We start from the raw sequence: 16,209 nt of genomic DNA on the forward strand, positions 1-16,209 counted from the left end.
AAGATGAGGGTCATCCAGACTGCCGGAAAGAGGAAGACGGCCATTGCGAGGGCCACTATAAGAGAAGGAAAGGGAAGGGTGAGAATCAACCACAAGCCCGTTGAGATAATTGAACCCGAGATAGCGCGCTTCACCATCATGGAACCGCTCATCCTTGCCGGCGAGGAGATAGTCAGCAAGGTTGACATCGACGTCAAGGTCGAGGGCGGTGGCTTCATGGGACAGGCCGAAGCGGCTCGTGTTGCCATAGCCCGCGCGTTAGTTGAGTGGACCAACGACATGAACTTGAAGGAAAAGTTTATGAAGTACGACAGGACTATGCTCGTTGGCGACAGCAGGAGAACCGAGCCCCACAAGCCCAACCGCTCAACCAAGGGTCCGAGAGCCAAGAGGCAGAAGTCCTACCGTTGATGCCTTTCCTTTAACAATTTGAGGTGTGGAAAATGATAGTTCCCGTCAGGTGCTTCACCTGCGGAAAGGTGCTGGCCGACAAATACTACGAGTTCAAGAAGAGGGTCGAGGCAGGGGAAGACCCTGCTAAAGTGCTGGACGACCTCGGTGTCGAGAGGTACTGTTGCAGGAGAACGCTCCTCAGCCACGTGGAGCTCATCGACCAGGTAATGGTTTATAAAGTCTACTAAAAACCGCAATTCTGGGCGGGGCCGTGGGGTAGCTTGGTCTATCCTCCCGGCTTGGGGTGCCGGAGACCCGGGTTCAAATCCCGGCGGCCCCACCAACATTACGTTCACTGAAAAAACCTCTCTTGAAGGCGTTGGGAAAAGGGGTGGTAAGTATGTTCAAGTACACCCGCTTTGAGAAGGCCCGCATTATCGGTGCGAGGGCGTTGCAGATAGCCATGGGCGCTCCCGTGCTTATAGACGTCCCTGAGGGAATCACGCCCCTCCAGGCGGCCCTCATGGAGTTCGAGAAGGGAATAATACCCCTCACCGTAATAAGGCCGAGCTGATGAAAAATGACGGTGATAGAGAACATAGTCGGCAGGGTTGCAGTGCTCAAGGGCGGCAAATATTCCGTTGAGGTAGATGTTATCACGAGCTCGGGCTTCGGTAGGTTCGCCTCTCCAATAGACGAAAATCCGAGCCTCTACATAGCTGAAGCCCACCGGGCCGTGAGCGAGGTGGATGAGATAATCGGCCCCGAGCTTATAGGCTTCGATGCAACCGAGCAGGAGCTGATAGACAGCTACCTCTGGGAGATAGACGGTACCGAGGACTTCAGTCATATCGGAGCCAACACGGCATTGGCCGTCTCAATAGCCACCGCGAAGGCCGCCGCCAGCGAAAAGAACCTTCCCCTCTACAGCTACCTCGGGGGAACCTTCACCACCGAGTTACCGGTCCCCATCCTTGAGCTTGGCCACGGTGACGATTTTGACTACTACGTAATGGTCCGCGATTTGATGGAGATAACCGATGTCGTTGATGCTTTCACCAGCGTTCTTGAGAACGTCGATGATAACACCGTTGAGGCATATTCTAAAGCTACTGAAAAAGCGACCGATGAACTCGGCCTTGAGGTGGCCCTTGGCCTGGTTCAGAAAAGAGAACTCGATATTGAAACGGTCCTCTCAACGGTTGAGGATAACAACGTTGCCTACATAAAACCCCTGGGCGATGAGGAGCTCTTTCTCGAGCTAATAGCCGGAACCCATGGGGTTTTTGTTGACGGCGAGTACCTCTTCCGTGAGAAGGACATACTCGACAGGCGCTACTACAATGCTCTCTCCATAAAACCCATAAACCTTGGTACTCTCACCGACTTGTACAACCTCATAAACGACGCCAAGTCGGAGAGAATTGCTCCAATCCTCTCGGAGGCTCGCTATGAGTCCTCCGATGAGGCCCTTGCCCACCTCGCGGTGGGTTTCCGTTGCCCGGCGATGGTGCTCCGCAAAGACTCCATCGCCAGGCTGAATGAGCTCATAAGAATAGCCGAGGATTTGGGTGAAAGGGGCAGGATAATAACCTTTGAAGGATGAGGAGGTGTGAAAAGATGGAGGAATATCTCGTTCCACTTGATCAGTATCTAGCGGCCGGTGTCCACATCGGAACCCAGCAGAAGACCCAAGACATGAAGAAGTTTATCTACCGTGTCAGGCAGGACGGTCTCTACGTCCTTGACGTGAGGAAGACCGACGAGAGGCTTAAAGTTGCAGGTAAATTCTTGGCTAAGTTCGACCCAGAGAGCATTCTCGCGGTTAGTGTCAGGCTCTACGGTCAGAAGCCGGTTAAGAAGTTCGGTGAGGTCACCGGTGCGAGGGCAATCCCCGGCCGTTTCCTCCCGGGAACAATGACTAACCCCCAGGTCAAGAACTTCTTTGAGCCGGACGTCATTATCGTTACCGACCCAAGGGCAGACCACCAGGCCATGAAGGAGGCCGTTGAGATTGGAATCCCGATTGTTGCCCTCGTTGACACAGAAAACTTCCTCAGCTACGTTGATCTTGCCATTCCAACGAACAACAAGGGAAGGAAAGCACTCGCGCTCATCTACTGGATACTCGCGAGGGAGATACTCTACAACAGGAAGGAAATTGAAAATAGGGAGGACTTTAAGATTCCAGTTGAAGACTTTGAGATGAGAATTATAAGAACCTGAGGGGAAGTTTTTTAACTCCCCTCCCACTTTAATCTCCTCGCGCGGGGGTGCCCGAGCCTGGCCAAAGGGGCCGGACTTAAGATCCGGTGCCGTAGGGCTTCGCGGGTTCGAATCCCGTCCCCCGCACCAAACCTTTAAAAGTCCTTTCGTGAAGGAAACCCGTCAAGGTCATTTGAGGTGGTTGAGATGGCGAGATTTCCCGAGGCTGAGGCAAGAATCTTTAGAAAGCTTATCTGCATGCGCTGTGGTGCAACGAACCCATGGGGCGCAAAAAAATGCAGGAAGTGTGGCTACAAGGGGCTTCGCCCTAAGGCCAGAGAACCACGCGGTGGAGGACGCTGACTAGGTTTTCTTCAACTTTTTCAGTGTTTCTTCCAGAAACTCTATCCCCTCTTTTAGCAATTCTTCGCCCTTGGGCGTGAGCCTGTAGTACTTTCTGGCCGGTTTTCCAGTCTCGCTTTCCTGCCATTCCGCAGTTACATAACCTTCCTTTTCAAGCTTGTAGAGAACTACATATGAACTGACTGTTGCTGGTTCAAAATCAAATGCCTCTTTTATGCGCTCTTTCAGTTCATAGGCATACATTGGCCTTTCTTTGAGAAGCCTCAAGATATAAAGCCAGAGCACTTCCTTCGTGACCTTATTCCTTAATCTTTCTATTGGGGTTGTCATAATCTCACCTGTTTTATGTCTTGTAAATATTTTTGGAAGATGTAATTTAAGCCTTTTGGGGAAAGGTTTTATACACAGTTATCCTTAAGAACCATTGGGATGAGCCATGGAGTTCAACATAAATACCATGTTTAGTGATATGGGTGTTGGGGCTATTGTGGGTTTTGTTACTGGATATGCCCTTAAAAAATTGATGAAACTGGCTATGGCTTTGATAGGAGTATACGTTCTAAGTCTGTTTTACCTCCAACAGAAAGGCGTGATAACCATCAACACGGATAAGCTTTTCAACCTCACAAACAACATTACTCAGCAGGTTGTTAACGTAAGTCAGAAAGTTCTTGGAATCCTTCCAGGGACTAGTGCTTTTGTTGCAGGCTTTTATTTGGGTTTTAAAAAAGGTTAAGGGGTTAAACCTTCCCGCGGTAGAGAATCTTGACGAGCTCCTCAGGGAGGCCTTCCCTTTTGATTTTCTCCTCCACAAGCTTCTTCTCCTTCTCATATTCAACCTCGATGAACTTTGCATGAAGCGTGTCAACATCAACCAGAGCGAAAGTTGCTTTGTGGTTCTTGCTTGGTGGATAACCAATGCTTCCCGGACAGATTACCCTACCATACCGGGTCATTGCATTAACTGGGTATTTCGGTGATGCAACGAATAATATCTCGTAGTCCTTCACGGGCCTCATTATGGCCTCGTAGTAGCTCGTCGGCTGGTCGGGGAGAACTTGTCCCTCGAATGGGTTCAGTGGACTTCCGTAGACACCAAAGATGTCGTTTTTACCAATCTTGTCCACTAAATAAATCGGCAGGTCCCTTATGAACTCTCTGCCTTCATGTCCGAGGTTTTCCCATGTGTACTTGAGGGCCTTCTTGACGTAATCTGGATAGTTGAGCTTATCAATGTAATCAGGACCCTCTGCATGAGGATCGCTGGCCGCTATTACTTGGTCAAACTCGCCCCTGATGACCTTGACGGTGTTGTTCCTGATGAGGTCATCGAGAGTATCAAGAACCTCCCGCGGATACGGGAATAGTCCTACAACGTTTCCAAGAATGTAGTACTTTTCAATCTCGTATCCTTCCTCCTTAAGGGCCTCTATCTTTTCGAGAGCCTTGGCCAAAGCCGGAAGGTTACCGTTTATGTTCGCTAAAACGGCCACGTACACCATGGTATCACCCCCTTTTTCTTACCAAAAGAAACTAAAAAATCTAGAGTATTTAAACATTTCGGATTGTCCTATAGTCTAAAATCTTGGAGCGTCCAAAAGGGAGAAGTCAGAAGGGGAGAATCTTTTTCCTTCTTTTTCTGCTCTTCTTCTCCCTGTTTATACTCTCGAGGTAGAGCAGGAGGGCGTCCTCTATCATCTGCATCACCTCCTTTTGTTTTTTATTTGAATTCCGATATGGCCAGGTCTTTGTGGAGATAAATTTTGATAAAGGATAATTAACCATGCACTGACTGAGTGTGATTTTAAAGTAAGGTTTTAACACCAAATTGAATCTTTAAGTGGTTTCACTTTTATTGGCGCCCAAAGGGTGCATTCTCAGTGAAACACTAGTCAAGGGAGCGAATAAAGAGGAAACCTCCTTGAGAGGCACCTCATCTTTTGCCAGCGCTGAAACTTTTGGAAAAAGTTTCATCAAAGTTTGTGATTCTTTTGAGTGCCCTTTTAAGAGTGTCCGCGTCCCTGAAAGGCCTTTTGAAACTTGGATTGTACTTTTCTAAACCAAAAACACTCTCCAGGGGCAAGCAACGAGAACCCACTTGGAAATGAAATTTTTCATACTTAATTTCCGCCAGCGCTTGCGCAAGCAAGGGCTGATGGCGGACCGGCGGGGCTTCGAACCCCGGACCTGCGGCTTAGGAGGCCGCCGCCCTATCCTGGCTAGGCTACCGGTCCATTATCCCCTAATCCCTCCCAGAGAATAATATTTAAAGTTTACGGTTTACTTTCAGTGGTGGATAGACATGATAGATGACCTAGATATCAAGATAATATCCCTTCTTCAGAAGAATGCAAGGCTCTCTTATAGAGAGATAGCGAGAGAACTTAATGTTGCCGTTGGAACAGTATATAACAGAATAAAGAAACTTGAAGATGGGGGGGTTATTAAGGGCTATGCTCCAGTTTTAGATTACGAAAAACTTGGATTTGGGTTGACTGCGATCATTGGAATTAAAGCCCAGGGTAGGAAAATAACTGAGATAGAGAGGCAGATTGCCAAGAAAGCAAGGGCAATGATGGTCTACGACATAACTGGTGAGTTCGATATAATTGTTGTGGCAAAGTTCAAAAGCAGAGAAGAAATGAATAGTTTTGTTAAGTGGATACTTTCATTAGATGGTGTTGAAAAAACAAACACAAGTGTTGTTATGCAGGTCATTAAAGAAGAGCCGAGATTATCCCTTGAGGATTAAGATTTCACCTAAAAAGCGCTTTGCAAAGTCTTCAAAACTTTCCACAGGAAGCTCGACTTCTTTCCCGTTTACTTTTCCCCTAAATACATACCGTCTTGCAGTTATCTCCTTGATTTTTTTGAACTCTGGACTTTTTCTTACTGTCTCCTCGAGAACCCTTGTGAACTCATCGCTGTCCACTTCAACGACGACTCCCTCTATTACAACGCGCTTTCCGCACTCGTTCTCATCGCACTCAAACTTAAAAGGAACGCCGGGGGCGAACTCTATTGGCAGGCTCAGCCCCTCGGCGTTGTATATAAATCCCTTCATTTCAATCCAACCTTATGAGGCTTTCAACGGGGAACTCGTATTCCTCCCGGAGTTTCTCCACGATGTCACCAACGCTTATGAGAAAGAACATGCCTACCGGCTTTGCACCCGCCTGCCTCGTCATCTCCACGAGGGCCCTCTGGGTTTCTCCGCTCCTTATGACGTCGTCAACTATGAGTACGTTCTCTCCCTTCTTCAGTGCCCACTGGGGCAGGTAGAGCGTCATGACACTCCCCGAGGCACTTGGGACGTAGCTGACCTCGTAGAACTTCTCAACACCGACTTCTTTCTTCTTCTTGGCGTATACGACATCAACCCCAAGTTCTCTCGCTATATGAACACCCAAGGGTATGCCATCTGTTGCTGCTGTTAAAACTTTGTCAACATCTTTATCAAAGTATCTTCCCGCGACTTCTTCGGCTATGAGGCTCATGAGAGCAGTATCACTAAGAACGGACATATTGTCAAAAAATCCGTGTCTGTCAAACTTTATCCTCTTCTTAACTTCCTCCTCAAGGTTTATGTAAGGCAGAAGGAGTTCGAGTAGTTCCTTTGTTCTCTCAGCGCTTGGCAGAACCTTTCCACGAACGTATCTATTCAATACCGTTATTGGAAGACCGGTTATTTTAGATAGTTCTTCGTAGGTGTAACTTTTCTTTAGGAGCCTTAAGATTCTGATGAGTCTGAGCTTTTCTTGAACGGACTTCAACTGGCTCATTCTCTCACCTCCGCGTGCCCGTGGTTTAACAAAAAAATGTATAAATACGTTTCGGTTCACCCGAGAACCTTTCGGCGGTAGCTCTCTATGATATCCTGGTATTCCTTCAGAAGAAACTCCTTGGTTACGGGTTTTCCCTCAGGATGGTCAAGTCCGGGACAGAAGGAATCCTCCTTCACGTAGATTTCCATCTTTTTTCCATGCTTAACGAAGATAAACGGATAGAGCCTACAGGCGAGGGGACGGTGGTCGTAGATTTTGCACCTTTTCGTTTCGGGGTCGAGGAAGATACACGCCCCATCGAAGGGTCTCTTTCTTATTGCGTAGCCGAGGAATTTGTTTCCCCTGTAGAAGAGCTTCTCGTAGTCAACGAACTCCCAGGCATTGTAGCCGAGCTCCTCGATTTTGGCTATATCTTCATCCCGCAGGGGAATTTCAAGCTCATAACAGCATTTGCCACAGTTTTCAACGCATTTAAATTTAAAAGATGGGTCGTAGTCCACTTCAAGTGTTTCTAAATCAATGGTTGCGACCCATCTTTTCACTACTTCACCCCCGATATGTGCTGGCTATCAGAGTTTCGGTCATCTCGATTTCCTTTATTTTTCTGAGGGTTTCGTCGTGGAACTTGTCCAAGTCGTCAATGGTCGGAACCTCAACGCGAAGGATTATGTCGTATTCCCCGTAAACCCTGTACGCCTCCTTGACTCTAGGATCGTTCTTAAGCTTCTCATAGACTTTTTCTTCATTTCCGGGCTTAACAACTATCAGGACAAAGGCCTCAATCATATCCCAAACCCCCCAAGGTTGAATTTTTTGGCCATCTTGGCGAGTTTTCTCTTGTTCATACTCTTAAACATCTTCTTCATTTGGTTGTACTGGTTTAAAAGCTCTCTGACTTCAGCGGTGCTCGTTCCCGAACCTCTGGCTATTCTCTTTATCCTTGAGTAGTTGATTATCTCCGGGTGTTCAAGCTCCTCTTCGGTCATGGAGTCCATAATCACGCGGTATCTTTTCAGCTTCTCCTCGCCAACCCTTATTGCGTCGTCGGGCAAAGAGTAACCGAGACCCGGAATCATCTGGAGTATCTGCTTTAGCGGTCCCATCTTCTGCATCGCTTCAAGCTGGACGTACATGTCCTTGAGGTTGAATTTGCCCTTGAGGAACTTCTCCACGTCCTCTTCCTTGAACTCCTGCTGTTTCTGGAGCTCTTCAATCTTCTCCAAGAGACCCTGAATGTCACCAAGGCCGAGGAGCCTTGATACGAAGCGCTTGGGGTCGAAAGGCTCCAAATCGTCTATTCTCTCACCGACGCCTATGAACTTAATCGGTGCACCTGTTGCGGCAACTGCAGAGAGGGCACCTCCACCCTTTGCGCTTCCGTCGAGCTTCGTCACTATTATTGAGCCTATCGGGGTAGCCTCCTTAAATGCCAGCGCCTGGTTGTATGCCTGCTGACCAATGGTTCCGTCTATGACAAGGATGACCTCGTGGGGCTTTATTGCCTCGCTTATCTGCCTCATCTCCTCGATTAGTCCTTTCTCTTCCTTGTGCCTTCCGGCAGAGTCCACGATGATAACATCAACGCCCTTCTCGCGGAAGTGCTCAACTCCCTCTCTTGCGAGCTTAACCGCGTCCTTCTCCTCTGGATTTCCAAAGACCTCAATACCGTACGGGTCGAGGAGCTGTCTGAGCTGATGGTAGGCTCCGGGACGCCAGGTGTCGGAGCATACGACGCCGACCTTGTAGCCCCTCTTCTGAAGGTATCTCGCAAGCTTCGCCACACTGGTCGTCTTTCCCGAACCCTGAATACCCACAGTAAGCAGAACGGTTGGCTTCTCCTTTATCTCGAGGGGCTTCGCCTCTGTTCCAAGGAACTTTGTGAGCTCCTCGTAGACTATTTTGATTATGTGCTCCTTCCTGCTTACGCCCGCGGGCGGTTCCTCCTCAAGGGCCCTTTTCTGTATCGTCTTAGTGAGCTGTAGGACAAGTTTAACGTTGACGTCCGCCTGCAGAAGGGCCCTCTGGATGTCCCTGACCACTTCCTTTATCGTTGCCTCATCAACAGTTCCGGAGCGGGCGAGTTTTTTAAGGGCGTTGTTGAGGGCCTTTCCGAGCTTTTCTAATGCCATCTCACCACCGCTACTATGATGGTTGAGAAGTTTATAAACGGTTGGGTGAGCAATCTATGTATAAATGCATTCATTTTCTCGAAATAGAGACTTTATACCTCTGTTTTCTGAACAAACATATACATTAAAGTCCAAAAACCGTCCTGAGACACTTTTTGAGCGAGCATAGCTCTGAAAATGTCATTTCTGCTAAAAACAGCGCTGAAAACCTTTTTAAACTGGAAAAAGCCTATAACATTATGGAAAAAACGGAAAGGAGGTGAGAAACATGATTTGGCCGATGGTCATGTACGAGTACATGCTCATGCGTGAGAAAAAGAGGAGGAAACCAATCCCGGAGGAACTCGAGTACGTCGAGATGCTCGAGTGAACTATTTAAGGGTCTTTTCTATTTCCTTCCGGTGATGCTATGAGGATTCATCACGAGTGCGTTGCCTGTGCTATAAACCAGTGTCAGAAGATAGTTGAAATGAGTCTGGCAGATGAAGCCTCCCGCAGGAAGGCAATGTTGTTCTCGCTGAAGCGTGCCTCGGAGCTTTTCTCTGAGGATTCCATTCCAGCGGTCGTCGGTGGCCTTCTTTTCCTCGACCTCTACGACTTTATTGGAAACAACGACCCCTTTGAGAACTACAAGAGGGTTTCCAATGAGGTTGCAAAAGGGCTCGTTGGCCATTTCAGTGGCGCTGACCTGGGGATGGCGTTAAAGCTGGCAATAGCCGGTAACGTTGTTGACTTCTCGACCGGTTACAACCCCGAGAAGCTTGAAGGGGATATAAAACGGGTTCTTGAAGAAGACCTTTACATAGACCACAGCGATGAGCTTTTTAGGAGGCTTAAGGGCGCGAAAACCCTCCTTTACCTTGTGGACAACTGCGGTGAAATATACTTTGACAGGCTTTTCATTGAGCAATTACTTGAGGAGTTCCCCCATCTCAGGGTTACCGTGGCCGGAAAGGAAGGCCCAATAATAAACGACGCAACCGTTGAGGACTTAGTCAACGCGGGCTTTGGGGAACTCGCGGAGGTAATCTCGACGGGCTCACGGTTGCCCGGAACGCCCATTGAACACGTTTCAGATGAGTTCCTTGAAGTCTTTCGCTCGGTGGATGTTATAATAGCCAAGGGGCAGGCCAACTTCGAGACCCTCAGCGAGCTTAATGATTCCAGGATTTTCTTCCTGCTGAAGGCCAAGTGTCCTGCGATAGCGAGGGAAATCGGCGTCCCAATGGGTTCCCTGCTGTGCCTCAACTCGTATCTTCGCTGATTGTCGATATTATTTTTAACGAATGTCTATCAGAAAGCTTTTTATACTTTGAAGTTGTATATACTTGTGGTGAGCGGTATGTCGACGATTATTAAACGCGACCCCAAGAAGTTTTTGAGAGAAATGAGCGTCCACTATGGCGACGTATGGAGAATGCCTTCAAGCAAATACCTTCTCAGGCCGGACTTTGTTGTTGTTGACCCCAAAACCGGAAAGAAAACGAAGGTCAGCTTTGTGTCACTTGATGATGGTGAGGTCGTCGGTGTCGTTTACGACGAGATGGGATGATTTCGTCTTTTGTCTTACAACTTCTGGCTCTGGCCGGAAGTCATAAATAGAGTTCTGTTCTATCTGACTCGGTGGGAGCATGCCTGTTGACCTTTCCAATGAGGCCCTCTATTTAGCGAGAAGCATTAAAGACCCATACTTAAGGGCCATAACCTACGCGAGAATCGGATATTACATGCACAGGATGAAAAACCCGCGCTATGGAGAAGCCTTCACAAGAGCCCTTAAAGCTGTGGCATCAATTGACAACCCGGTTCTCCTTGTAAAGGCCCTCATCGAGGTTGCCACCTTCCTTGGAAAGACCGGCTCCAAGAGCGCGACCAAAACGTTCCTTCAGGCTTACGAATCGATTAAAACGTTCCCCCAACCTCTTAGGGATGAGATGCTTGAGGAGCTCGTACACAAACTTCTGGAACTCGGCAGGACGGATGATGCATTCTTCTACGCCAAGGAGATTGAGAACAACGTTAAGCGCAACGATGCCCTCCTTAGGGTTCTCCACAACTACATTGAAGCTGGCAACCTCAGAAAGGCACGGCTCATTCTCGAGCTCATCGAGGACGAACCCTGGCACTCAATAGCGGCTTACGAGGTTCTCAAAGAACACCTCAAGAGGGAGGAGTTTGGTAGTGCCATAAAGGTGCTTTCCGAGTTCAGGAGCGAGTACTGGCTTGGAGAGGCCATGAAAGCCGTTGCGGTTCATCTCAAAAAGGCCAACGTTCCGGAGGGAACCTACGAGAAGTTCGTTGACGTCGCCCTCAGCATATCGTCCAAGGTTGGCTTTGAGGTTCTGATGTCCTTCCTCGTTGGTGTGGCCTCGCAGGGGGAGGTCGACTTTGTAATCGGGGTGCTTTCAAAGGTTCCGCGCGAGTTTCATCCCGACCTTCTAAGGTCAGTTGTGCAGGCCGTTCTTGACAGGCCCGAGCTCCTTGAGAGGCTCCTTGACAGACTAATCGGCGATGAGAAAGAGTTCGTTATGAGCTTGATACTCGATTCCCTTCTCGAAAGGGAGCCAAGCAACAACTACCGCGAACTCGTTAAGAGAATCGGCTCTGAAACCGACAGCGAGAGGATAATCGTCAAGGCAGTCCGCTACCTGTCGAAGCTCCACGCCTACGATGACGCATGGGAGCTCGCTTCGAAGGTCACCGATCCCTACCTTCGCTCGCTGGCCTTCGGGAGCATTGCCGTTGAGAAACTCAAGGAAAACGACGTTGACGGGGCAATTGATGCGGCCCTTGAGGTTAAGGACCCCCGCTGGGGTTCCTGGCTACTCAGCGAAATCCTCGCCAAAATCCTTGAGGTTCAGGCCGGCGGCGAGCTGAAAGAGGACATCGAAGAGAGAGCAGAGGCACAGCGCAAACTGTGGGAGACCAGCTAAGGTTTTAAAGTCCTTCCTTCAATTCTCTTTTCAGGTGATACCATGCCGAGGATAGCCATTATTGGGGGCTCCGGTGTCTACGACCCGAAACTGCTCGAAAACATAAGGGAAGAGATAGTTGAAACGCCTTACGGAACCGTTAGGGTCAAGGTTGGAACGTACAAGGACGAGGAAATAGCGTTCCTGCCCAGACACGGCGAAAAGCACAGTGTTCCACCCCACAAGATAAACTACCACGCCAACATCTGGGCCCTTCATGAGCTCGGCGTTGAGAGGATTCTAGCGACTTCTGCAGTCGGTTCGCTCAACCTCGACATGAAGCCCGGCGACTTCGTAATCCTTGACCAGTTGATGGACTTCACAAAAACCCGGCATTACACCTTCTACGACGGTGAGGACAGCCCGCACGACAGGAAGTTCGTTGCCCACGTGGACTTCACCGACCCCTACTGCCCCGAGCTCAGGAAGGCCCTAATCACCGCCGCAAAGGAGCTCGGCTTCACCTATCATCCCACTGGAACCTACGCCTGCATGGAGGGGCCGAGGTTCGAGACGAGGGCCGAAATCAGGGCCTTAAAGATACTCGGTGCGGACGTCGTTGGCATGACACAGTGTCCGGAAGCAGTTCTCGCGAGGGAGCTTGAGATGTGCTACGCGAGCGTCGCCATTGTGACAAACTACGCCGCTGGGATAAGCAAGGAGAAGCTCACCCACACCGAGGTGGTTGAACTGATGGCCAGGAAGGGTGAGGAAATAAAGCTTCTCCTCATGAAGGCCGTCGAGCACATTCCGAAGGAACGTCGCTGTCCGTGCAAGGATGCCCTTAAGGGTGCAACGGGCGAGTGATTTCACCTTTAATTTTTTAGAGAAAGGATTGTTCAGTTGTGGTGGGGCCGCCGGGATTTGAACCCGGGTCACGGGCTCCCAAAGCCCGCAGGATAGACCAAGCTACCCCACGGCCCCAGCGGTAGGAGCATCATGACATTCCCTTATTAAATTTTTCGCTCTGATTTGGCACTAGAAGAGGTATAACAAATTTAAATTTGTAGAGAATGTCGATGTAACAAGACAAGTAAAATAGCTGGTGCGGTGGCCGGGATTTGAACCCGGGCCAGCGGCGTGGCAGGCCGCTGTCCTAGCCAGGCTAGACTACCACCGCACAGACCCGATAGTAACTCATCAGGAGAGCGTTTATAAGTTTTTCGGTTTAATTAAAGGTTAAATTTATAAACACTCTTCTAGAAGGGTTAGCGGGCAGTGCCCCGGTGGCCTAGTCTGGATAGGGCGCGAGGCTGCGGACCTCGAGGTCCGGGGTTCAAATCCCCGCCGGGGCGCCAGTTAAACTTCGTTTCTCTCAACACTCACGCCGAGTTCAAAGAGCTCCCTTGAGATTTTCCTCAACCTCTCGTCGCCCATCCTCTTGGCCTCCTCCAGCATCTCAAAGGCGAGGAACTTGAGGATTCTGCCCCTCTTCCAGCCGTCAGTGGCCCAGATGAGGACATTTCTCAGGAAATCTTTGTCAACGCCCCTCGCCTTTGTGACCTCGTAGGCGACCATCAGCCTAGTCACCGGATTGTGGGTTTTTTCCAGATATCTCAGGACGAGTTCCGGGTTTTCGACGTTCCTCCTAGCGAGAAGTGAACCAAGAACCTGGGAGAACTCCAGTTCGTCAAAAATCTTCTCGGCCTTACTTACGTCACCGCCCTCGAAAAGTTTCACGCCTATCTCCTCAAGATAGAAGCTCCTGAAGGGCTCTGGTAGGCCTCTGGCAAGTTTTTCGGCCTCTTCAAGTTCCCCTTCATCAAGTAGTTTCCGGATGTATTCAAAAACGTAGCTTTCGGGCTCCCTTTCCTCCTTAAAAACGGGCTTCGGTGGTTCCCATTTTGGAGCTTTCTCGGTTCTCTCAACTAACCCGGTCTTTACATCCCCCTTTATTCTGTGGACTACCGAACCGGGCATTAGCTTGCCGTCTTTGTAGACAATCCCGTATGGGAGGGGTTTCAGGTCTTCTAAATCCCTCTCGTCGAGTTTTAGGTCGCTCAGGCGAATCTCGATGCCTTTCGTTGCTATTGCCCTCGCCAGAAAGTTGCTAATCGCCCGAAAAGCCTTCTTCCTGAGAAAGGCGTTCCCAATCTTTCTGGCCGTTTCGAGGGCCTCCTTGAACCTTCCATCCCTGGAAAAGATGTAGGCAAGGGAACGAAGGGTTTCATCCCTTATGGTTGGCTCCTCTATGGAGGTTGCAACCTCAATGGCCCTCTGGGGGTTATCTGCCAGCGCCTCTGCAACCCATTTGAGTGCGTAGGAGCGCCAGTAGGGGTCTTCTATTTCCTGCGCTACCTTCCCGGCTTTTTCAACATCCCCCTCTCCGAGGAGCTGTCTGACGAGCAGAAGCCTCTCGTCCATCTCAACCCCTCAGCCCGGGGAACCATACCTTCTTTCCGGCCTTCTCCTTTTCCTCGTCCCATTCGTGGAGGATTTTAACAGCTTCACTTGCAACTAAAGCGGCTTCCCTTTCTCCAGCCTTTCCAAACTCGTTGGTAATCCTGTTGGCGAAGACCGCGCAAACGCAACCGGCCCTCAGTCCATAGATGTTCGCCAGCGTGTAGAGGGTAGCCGCCTCCATCTCGAAGTTCGTAACCCTCGCCTGTCTCAGGTCGTCGAGTATGTTCCTGGCAAAGCTCGGGAAGTAGCCGTTTAGGCCCGGTCTTCCCTGGCCGAGGTAGAAGCTGTCGGTTGAAGCGGTAATGCCGAGGTGGTACCTAACGCCCAGGCTCTCTGCCGCTTCAATCAGAGCCATCGTTACCTCCAAGTCGGCCACCGCCGGATACTCAACGCGAACGTACTGCTTTGAAGTTCCCTCGAGCCTAACGGCCGCCCTCGCTATAATCAAATCCCCTATCTCCATCCCCGGCTGTATCGCTCCGGTTGAGCCAACCCTGATGAAGGTATCCGCTCCAATAGCGGCAAGCTCCTCAACAGCTATGGCAGTGGAAGGCCCGCCTATTCCGGTGGAGGTAACGCTTATGCGGACGCCCTTGTATTTACCCGTGTGCGTCCTGTACTCGCGGTGGAAGGCTATCTCTTTAGCTTCGTCCCAGAGGGAGCTTATCTTCGGAACCCTCTCGGGGTCTCCGGGAAGGAGGACGTAGCGCGCAACATCACCAGGCTTGCAGGCTATGTGGTACTGGTAGCCTTCCTCCGTCTGTGGTCTCTCAGCGGAGATAAACTTCTCTACCATGGCAACCACCTTTTTATGCGTTTGTGCACTATAATCGACGTTAAACTAAAAAGCCTTTGGGGTTGGGAGCATGCTCCGGTGCACCCGCTGTGGGAAGACCTATCCAGAGAGCTTCCGTTTGAGATGCGACTGCGGAGGAACGTTGCTCGTTGAGCGGGAGCACTACGACTTCTTCGGGAACCTTTTGAATTACTTGGACATGCGTCGCTACCTCAACTTTCTTCCCGTTGGCGGTAACTATCTCCCCCCGGCCGTTCCGGTAATAACTCCAACCGTTCCACTTGACATCAACGGCGTCCTGGCCCTCTTCAAGCTCGACTACCTCCAGCCGAGCGGTTCCTTCAAGGACAGGGGAACCTTCGTAACCGTGGGGAAGCTCATGGAGGAGGGAATCAGAGAGGTCGTCCTCGACAGTTCCGGAAACGCCGCTTTGAGCATGGCCCTCTACTCCCTCCCGGCGGGCATAAAGGCGCATATCTTCGTCTCCTACGATGCAATGCCAGGGAAGGTTTCTCTCCTCCAGAGGCTTGGTGCGGTCATTCACTTCGTTGATGGGGACAGGATGGCCGTCCACGGCAAAGCCGAGGAGTTCGCGGAGAGGGAGGGCCTAACCTACGTCTCCCACTGGCTCAACCCCTACTTCATCGAGGGAACCAAGACGGTTGCATTCGAGGTTTACGAGCAGGTCGGCCTTCCTGACTACGTTCTGGTTCCAACTGGAAGTGGAACGCTCTTCCTCGGCCTCTGGAAGGGTTTCAGGGAGCTTGAGAAGATGGGCGAGATAGCAAAGCTTCCTATCTTTGTGGCCGTCCAGGCTTCTGGTTATGAGAGCCTCTGTGAGCGCTCCCCCGTGAGGAACAACCTGGCAGATGGGATAGCCATTCCAAACCCCCCGCGCCTTGAGGAGATGAAAAGGGTTTTGGAAGAAACCAGCGGCCTCTGCGTTAGCGTTGATGAAATTGAAACCAAAGGGGCATTGAGCTGGCTGAAGAGGGCGGGCTTTCTCGTTGAGCCCACCTCGGCCGTTGTTCTAAGTGCCCTCTGGAGGCTGATTGAGACCGGTGAGATTGCCGAAGGCTCGAGGGTTCTGCTGCCCCTTACTGGTTCGGGCCTTAAACTAACCGAAGGTATTTAAAGTCTCACAACTATTAAAGGGTGGAGGT

Annotated in this window: 22 protein-coding genes and 6 tRNA genes; 16 read left to right on the forward strand and 12 right to left on the reverse strand. The window is 50.3% G+C overall.

Annotation, left to right across the window (positions count from 1 at the left end):
- The first annotated feature begins 3 nt into the window (after positions 1–3).
- From MVG27_RS04630 to MVG27_RS04665, 8 genes are all read left to right on the forward strand, one after another.
- Positions 4–411, forward strand: a complete 408-nt coding sequence (locus MVG27_RS04630) for a 30S ribosomal protein S9 (protein WP_015859569.1) — start codon at positions 4–6, stop codon at positions 409–411.
- Positions 412–443: 32 nt separating this feature from the next.
- Positions 444–641 (forward strand): DNA-directed RNA polymerase subunit N, encoded by a 198-nt coding sequence (locus MVG27_RS04635; protein ID WP_297063650.1) that lies wholly within the window; start codon positions 444–446, stop codon positions 639–641.
- A gap of 17 nt (positions 642–658) precedes the next feature.
- Positions 659–736: transfer RNA gene (locus MVG27_RS04640), tRNA-Pro, on the forward strand.
- A gap of 57 nt (positions 737–793) precedes the next feature.
- On the forward strand, positions 794–967 hold the full coding sequence (locus MVG27_RS04645; protein WP_042692889.1) for a DNA-directed RNA polymerase subunit K: 174 nt from the start codon (positions 794–796) through the stop codon (positions 965–967).
- Between the two features lie 6 nt (positions 968–973).
- Positions 974–1,999, forward strand: a complete 1,026-nt coding sequence (locus tag MVG27_RS04650) for a hypothetical protein (RefSeq protein ID WP_297470253.1) — start codon at positions 974–976, stop codon at positions 1,997–1,999.
- A gap of 14 nt (positions 2,000–2,013) precedes the next feature.
- Positions 2,014–2,619: a 30S ribosomal protein S2 gene (gene rpsB, locus MVG27_RS04655; RefSeq protein ID WP_297549841.1), complete on the forward strand. Its 606-nt coding sequence runs from the start codon at positions 2,014–2,016 to the stop codon at positions 2,617–2,619.
- Between the two features lie 41 nt (positions 2,620–2,660).
- A tRNA-Leu gene (locus MVG27_RS04660) sits at positions 2,661–2,748 on the forward strand.
- A 57-nt stretch (positions 2,749–2,805) separates the two neighbouring features.
- A complete protein-coding gene (locus tag MVG27_RS04665) occupies positions 2,806–2,961 on the forward strand; it encodes a 50S ribosomal protein L40e (protein WP_014122450.1) in 156 nt (51 codons plus the stop codon).
- On the opposite strand, the gene MVG27_RS04670 is transcribed toward MVG27_RS04665, so the two are convergent.
- Positions 2,962–3,291, reverse strand: coding sequence for a PadR family transcriptional regulator (locus tag MVG27_RS04670; protein WP_297549843.1), 330 nt, complete (start codon positions 3,289–3,291; stop codon positions 2,962–2,964).
- Between the two features lie 106 nt (positions 3,292–3,397).
- On the opposite strand from MVG27_RS04670, the gene MVG27_RS04675 reads away from it, so the two are divergent.
- On the forward strand, positions 3,398–3,697 hold the full coding sequence (locus MVG27_RS04675) for an FUN14 domain-containing protein (protein ID WP_297549845.1): 300 nt from the start codon (positions 3,398–3,400) through the stop codon (positions 3,695–3,697).
- Between the two features lie 4 nt (positions 3,698–3,701).
- Here MVG27_RS04675 and MVG27_RS04680 read toward each other — a convergent pair whose 3' ends face one another.
- Both MVG27_RS04680 and MVG27_RS04685 read right to left on the reverse strand, forming a co-directional pair.
- On the reverse strand, positions 3,702–4,463 hold the full coding sequence (locus MVG27_RS04680; protein WP_297549847.1) for a metallophosphoesterase: 762 nt from the start codon (positions 4,461–4,463) through the stop codon (positions 3,702–3,704).
- 654 nt (positions 4,464–5,117) lie between these two features.
- Positions 5,118–5,195 (reverse strand) — tRNA-Arg (locus MVG27_RS04685).
- A gap of 68 nt (positions 5,196–5,263) precedes the next feature.
- Here MVG27_RS04685 and MVG27_RS04690 point away from each other — a divergent pair.
- Positions 5,264–5,713 carry an Lrp/AsnC family transcriptional regulator gene (locus MVG27_RS04690; RefSeq protein WP_297549849.1) on the forward strand — a complete coding sequence of 150 codons (450 nt, stop codon included), beginning with the start codon at positions 5,264–5,266 and terminating at the stop codon, positions 5,711–5,713.
- Here MVG27_RS04690 and MVG27_RS04695 read toward each other — a convergent pair.
- Genes MVG27_RS04695 through MVG27_RS04715 form a run of 5 tightly spaced genes read right to left on the reverse strand, consistent with a single transcriptional unit; the run spans position 5,696 to position 8,875 of the window.
- On the reverse strand, positions 5,696–6,025 hold the full coding sequence (locus MVG27_RS04695; protein ID WP_297549851.1) for a hypothetical protein: 330 nt from the start codon (positions 6,023–6,025) through the stop codon (positions 5,696–5,698). The genes MVG27_RS04690 and MVG27_RS04695 overlap by 18 nt on opposite strands.
- Position 6,026: 1 nt before the next feature.
- The gene (locus tag MVG27_RS04700; RefSeq protein ID WP_297549853.1) at positions 6,027–6,743 is read right to left on the reverse strand and encodes a phosphoribosyltransferase family protein; all 717 of its coding nucleotides are present in this window, start codon (positions 6,741–6,743) and stop codon (positions 6,027–6,029) included.
- A gap of 56 nt (positions 6,744–6,799) precedes the next feature.
- Positions 6,800–7,288, reverse strand: a complete 489-nt coding sequence (locus tag MVG27_RS04705; RefSeq protein ID WP_297549855.1) for a YkgJ family cysteine cluster protein — start codon at positions 7,286–7,288, stop codon at positions 6,800–6,802.
- 4 nt (positions 7,289–7,292) lie between these two features.
- Entirely contained in the window at positions 7,293–7,532 is a 240-nt protein-coding gene (locus tag MVG27_RS04710; protein WP_297549857.1) for an Lrp/AsnC ligand binding domain-containing protein, read from the reverse strand.
- Positions 7,529–8,875: a signal recognition particle protein Srp54 gene (locus MVG27_RS04715; protein ID WP_297549859.1), complete on the reverse strand. Its 1,347-nt coding sequence runs from the start codon at positions 8,873–8,875 to the stop codon at positions 7,529–7,531. The genes MVG27_RS04710 and MVG27_RS04715 overlap by 4 nt, the downstream gene beginning before the upstream one ends.
- A 409-nt stretch (positions 8,876–9,284) precedes the next feature.
- Here MVG27_RS04715 and MVG27_RS04720 point away from each other — a divergent pair, with 409 nt between their 5' ends.
- The 4 genes from MVG27_RS04720 to mtnP all read left to right on the forward strand — a co-directional run bounded on the left by MVG27_RS04720 (position 9,285) and on the right by mtnP (position 12,654).
- The gene (locus MVG27_RS04720) at positions 9,285–10,139 is read left to right on the forward strand and encodes a damage-control phosphatase (RefSeq protein ID WP_297549862.1); all 855 of its coding nucleotides are present in this window, start codon (positions 9,285–9,287) and stop codon (positions 10,137–10,139) included.
- 78 nt (positions 10,140–10,217) lie between these two features.
- On the forward strand, positions 10,218–10,427 hold the full coding sequence (locus MVG27_RS04725; protein WP_297470370.1) for a hypothetical protein: 210 nt from the start codon (positions 10,218–10,220) through the stop codon (positions 10,425–10,427).
- 79 nt (positions 10,428–10,506) lie between these two features.
- Positions 10,507–11,808 (forward strand): hypothetical protein, encoded by a 1,302-nt coding sequence (locus tag MVG27_RS04730; protein WP_297549864.1) that lies wholly within the window; start codon positions 10,507–10,509, stop codon positions 11,806–11,808.
- A gap of 42 nt (positions 11,809–11,850) precedes the next feature.
- Complete coding sequence (gene mtnP, locus MVG27_RS04735; RefSeq protein WP_297549866.1) at positions 11,851–12,654, forward strand: S-methyl-5'-thioadenosine phosphorylase; 804 nt, start codon at positions 11,851–11,853, stop codon at positions 12,652–12,654.
- 39 nt (positions 12,655–12,693) lie between these two features.
- On the opposite strand, the gene MVG27_RS04740 is transcribed toward mtnP, so the two are convergent.
- A tRNA-Pro gene (locus MVG27_RS04740) sits at positions 12,694–12,771 on the reverse strand.
- A 119-nt stretch (positions 12,772–12,890) separates the two neighbouring features.
- Positions 12,891–12,967: transfer RNA gene (locus tag MVG27_RS04745), tRNA-Gly, on the reverse strand.
- Between the two features lie 100 nt (positions 12,968–13,067).
- Here MVG27_RS04745 and MVG27_RS04750 point away from each other — a divergent pair.
- Positions 13,068–13,145, forward strand: a tRNA-Arg gene (locus MVG27_RS04750).
- Position 13,146: 1 nt separating this feature from the next.
- Here the strand turns inward: MVG27_RS04750 and MVG27_RS04755 are convergent.
- A complete protein-coding gene (locus MVG27_RS04755; protein WP_297549868.1) occupies positions 13,147–14,211 on the reverse strand; it encodes a hypothetical protein in 1,065 nt (354 codons plus the stop codon).
- A gap of 1 nt (position 14,212) precedes the next feature.
- Positions 14,213–15,046: a uridine phosphorylase gene (gene udp, locus MVG27_RS04760; protein ID WP_297549870.1), complete on the reverse strand. Its 834-nt coding sequence runs from the start codon at positions 15,044–15,046 to the stop codon at positions 14,213–14,215.
- Positions 15,047–15,116: 70 nt separating this feature from the next.
- On the opposite strand from udp, the gene MVG27_RS04765 reads away from it, so the two are divergent.
- A complete protein-coding gene (locus MVG27_RS04765; protein ID WP_297549872.1) occupies positions 15,117–16,181 on the forward strand; it encodes a pyridoxal-phosphate dependent enzyme in 1,065 nt (354 codons plus the stop codon).
- The last annotated feature ends 28 nt before the right edge of the window (positions 16,182–16,209 follow it).

Source organism: Thermococcus sp. (assembly GCF_027011145.1).
Classification (GTDB): Archaea; Methanobacteriota_B; Thermococci; order Thermococcales; family Thermococcaceae; genus Thermococcus.

Excerpts from the sequence above, each read along its gene's own strand:
- MVG27_RS04630 (WP_015859569.1), top strand. The coding sequence starts at position 4 with ATGAGGGTCATCCAGACTGCCGGAAAGAGGAAGACGGCCATTGCGAGG.
- MVG27_RS04635 (WP_297063650.1), top strand. The coding sequence starts at position 444 with ATGATAGTTCCCGTCAGGTGCTTCACCTGCGGAAAGGTGCTGGCCGAC.
- MVG27_RS04645 (WP_042692889.1), top strand. The coding sequence starts at position 794 with ATGTTCAAGTACACCCGCTTTGAGAAGGCCCGCATTATCGGTGCGAGG.
- MVG27_RS04650 (WP_297470253.1), top strand. The coding sequence starts at position 974 with ATGACGGTGATAGAGAACATAGTCGGCAGGGTTGCAGTGCTCAAGGGC.
- rpsB (WP_297549841.1), top strand. The coding sequence starts at position 2,014 with ATGGAGGAATATCTCGTTCCACTTGATCAGTATCTAGCGGCCGGTGTC.
- MVG27_RS04665 (WP_014122450.1), top strand. The coding sequence starts at position 2,806 with ATGGCGAGATTTCCCGAGGCTGAGGCAAGAATCTTTAGAAAGCTTATC.
- MVG27_RS04670 (WP_297549843.1), bottom strand. The coding sequence starts at position 3,291 with ATGACAACCCCAATAGAAAGATTAAGGAATAAGGTCACGAAGGAAGTG.
- MVG27_RS04675 (WP_297549845.1), top strand. The coding sequence starts at position 3,398 with ATGGAGTTCAACATAAATACCATGTTTAGTGATATGGGTGTTGGGGCT.
- MVG27_RS04680 (WP_297549847.1), bottom strand. The coding sequence starts at position 4,463 with ATGGTGTACGTGGCCGTTTTAGCGAACATAAACGGTAACCTTCCGGCT.
- MVG27_RS04690 (WP_297549849.1), top strand. The coding sequence starts at position 5,264 with ATGATAGATGACCTAGATATCAAGATAATATCCCTTCTTCAGAAGAAT.
- MVG27_RS04695 (WP_297549851.1), bottom strand. The coding sequence starts at position 6,025 with ATGAAGGGATTTATATACAACGCCGAGGGGCTGAGCCTGCCAATAGAG.
- MVG27_RS04700 (WP_297549853.1), bottom strand. The coding sequence starts at position 6,743 with ATGAGCCAGTTGAAGTCCGTTCAAGAAAAGCTCAGACTCATCAGAATC.
- MVG27_RS04710 (WP_297549857.1), bottom strand. The coding sequence starts at position 7,532 with ATGATTGAGGCCTTTGTCCTGATAGTTGTTAAGCCCGGAAATGAAGAA.
- MVG27_RS04715 (WP_297549859.1), bottom strand. The coding sequence starts at position 8,875 with ATGGCATTAGAAAAGCTCGGAAAGGCCCTCAACAACGCCCTTAAAAAA.
- MVG27_RS04720 (WP_297549862.1), top strand. The coding sequence starts at position 9,285 with ATGAGGATTCATCACGAGTGCGTTGCCTGTGCTATAAACCAGTGTCAG.
- MVG27_RS04725 (WP_297470370.1), top strand. The coding sequence starts at position 10,218 with ATGTCGACGATTATTAAACGCGACCCCAAGAAGTTTTTGAGAGAAATG.
- MVG27_RS04730 (WP_297549864.1), top strand. The coding sequence starts at position 10,507 with ATGCCTGTTGACCTTTCCAATGAGGCCCTCTATTTAGCGAGAAGCATT.
- mtnP (WP_297549866.1), top strand. The coding sequence starts at position 11,851 with ATGCCGAGGATAGCCATTATTGGGGGCTCCGGTGTCTACGACCCGAAA.
- MVG27_RS04755 (WP_297549868.1), bottom strand. The coding sequence starts at position 14,211 with ATGGACGAGAGGCTTCTGCTCGTCAGACAGCTCCTCGGAGAGGGGGAT.
- udp (WP_297549870.1), bottom strand. The coding sequence starts at position 15,046 with ATGGTAGAGAAGTTTATCTCCGCTGAGAGACCACAGACGGAGGAAGGC.
- MVG27_RS04765 (WP_297549872.1), top strand. The coding sequence starts at position 15,117 with ATGCTCCGGTGCACCCGCTGTGGGAAGACCTATCCAGAGAGCTTCCGT.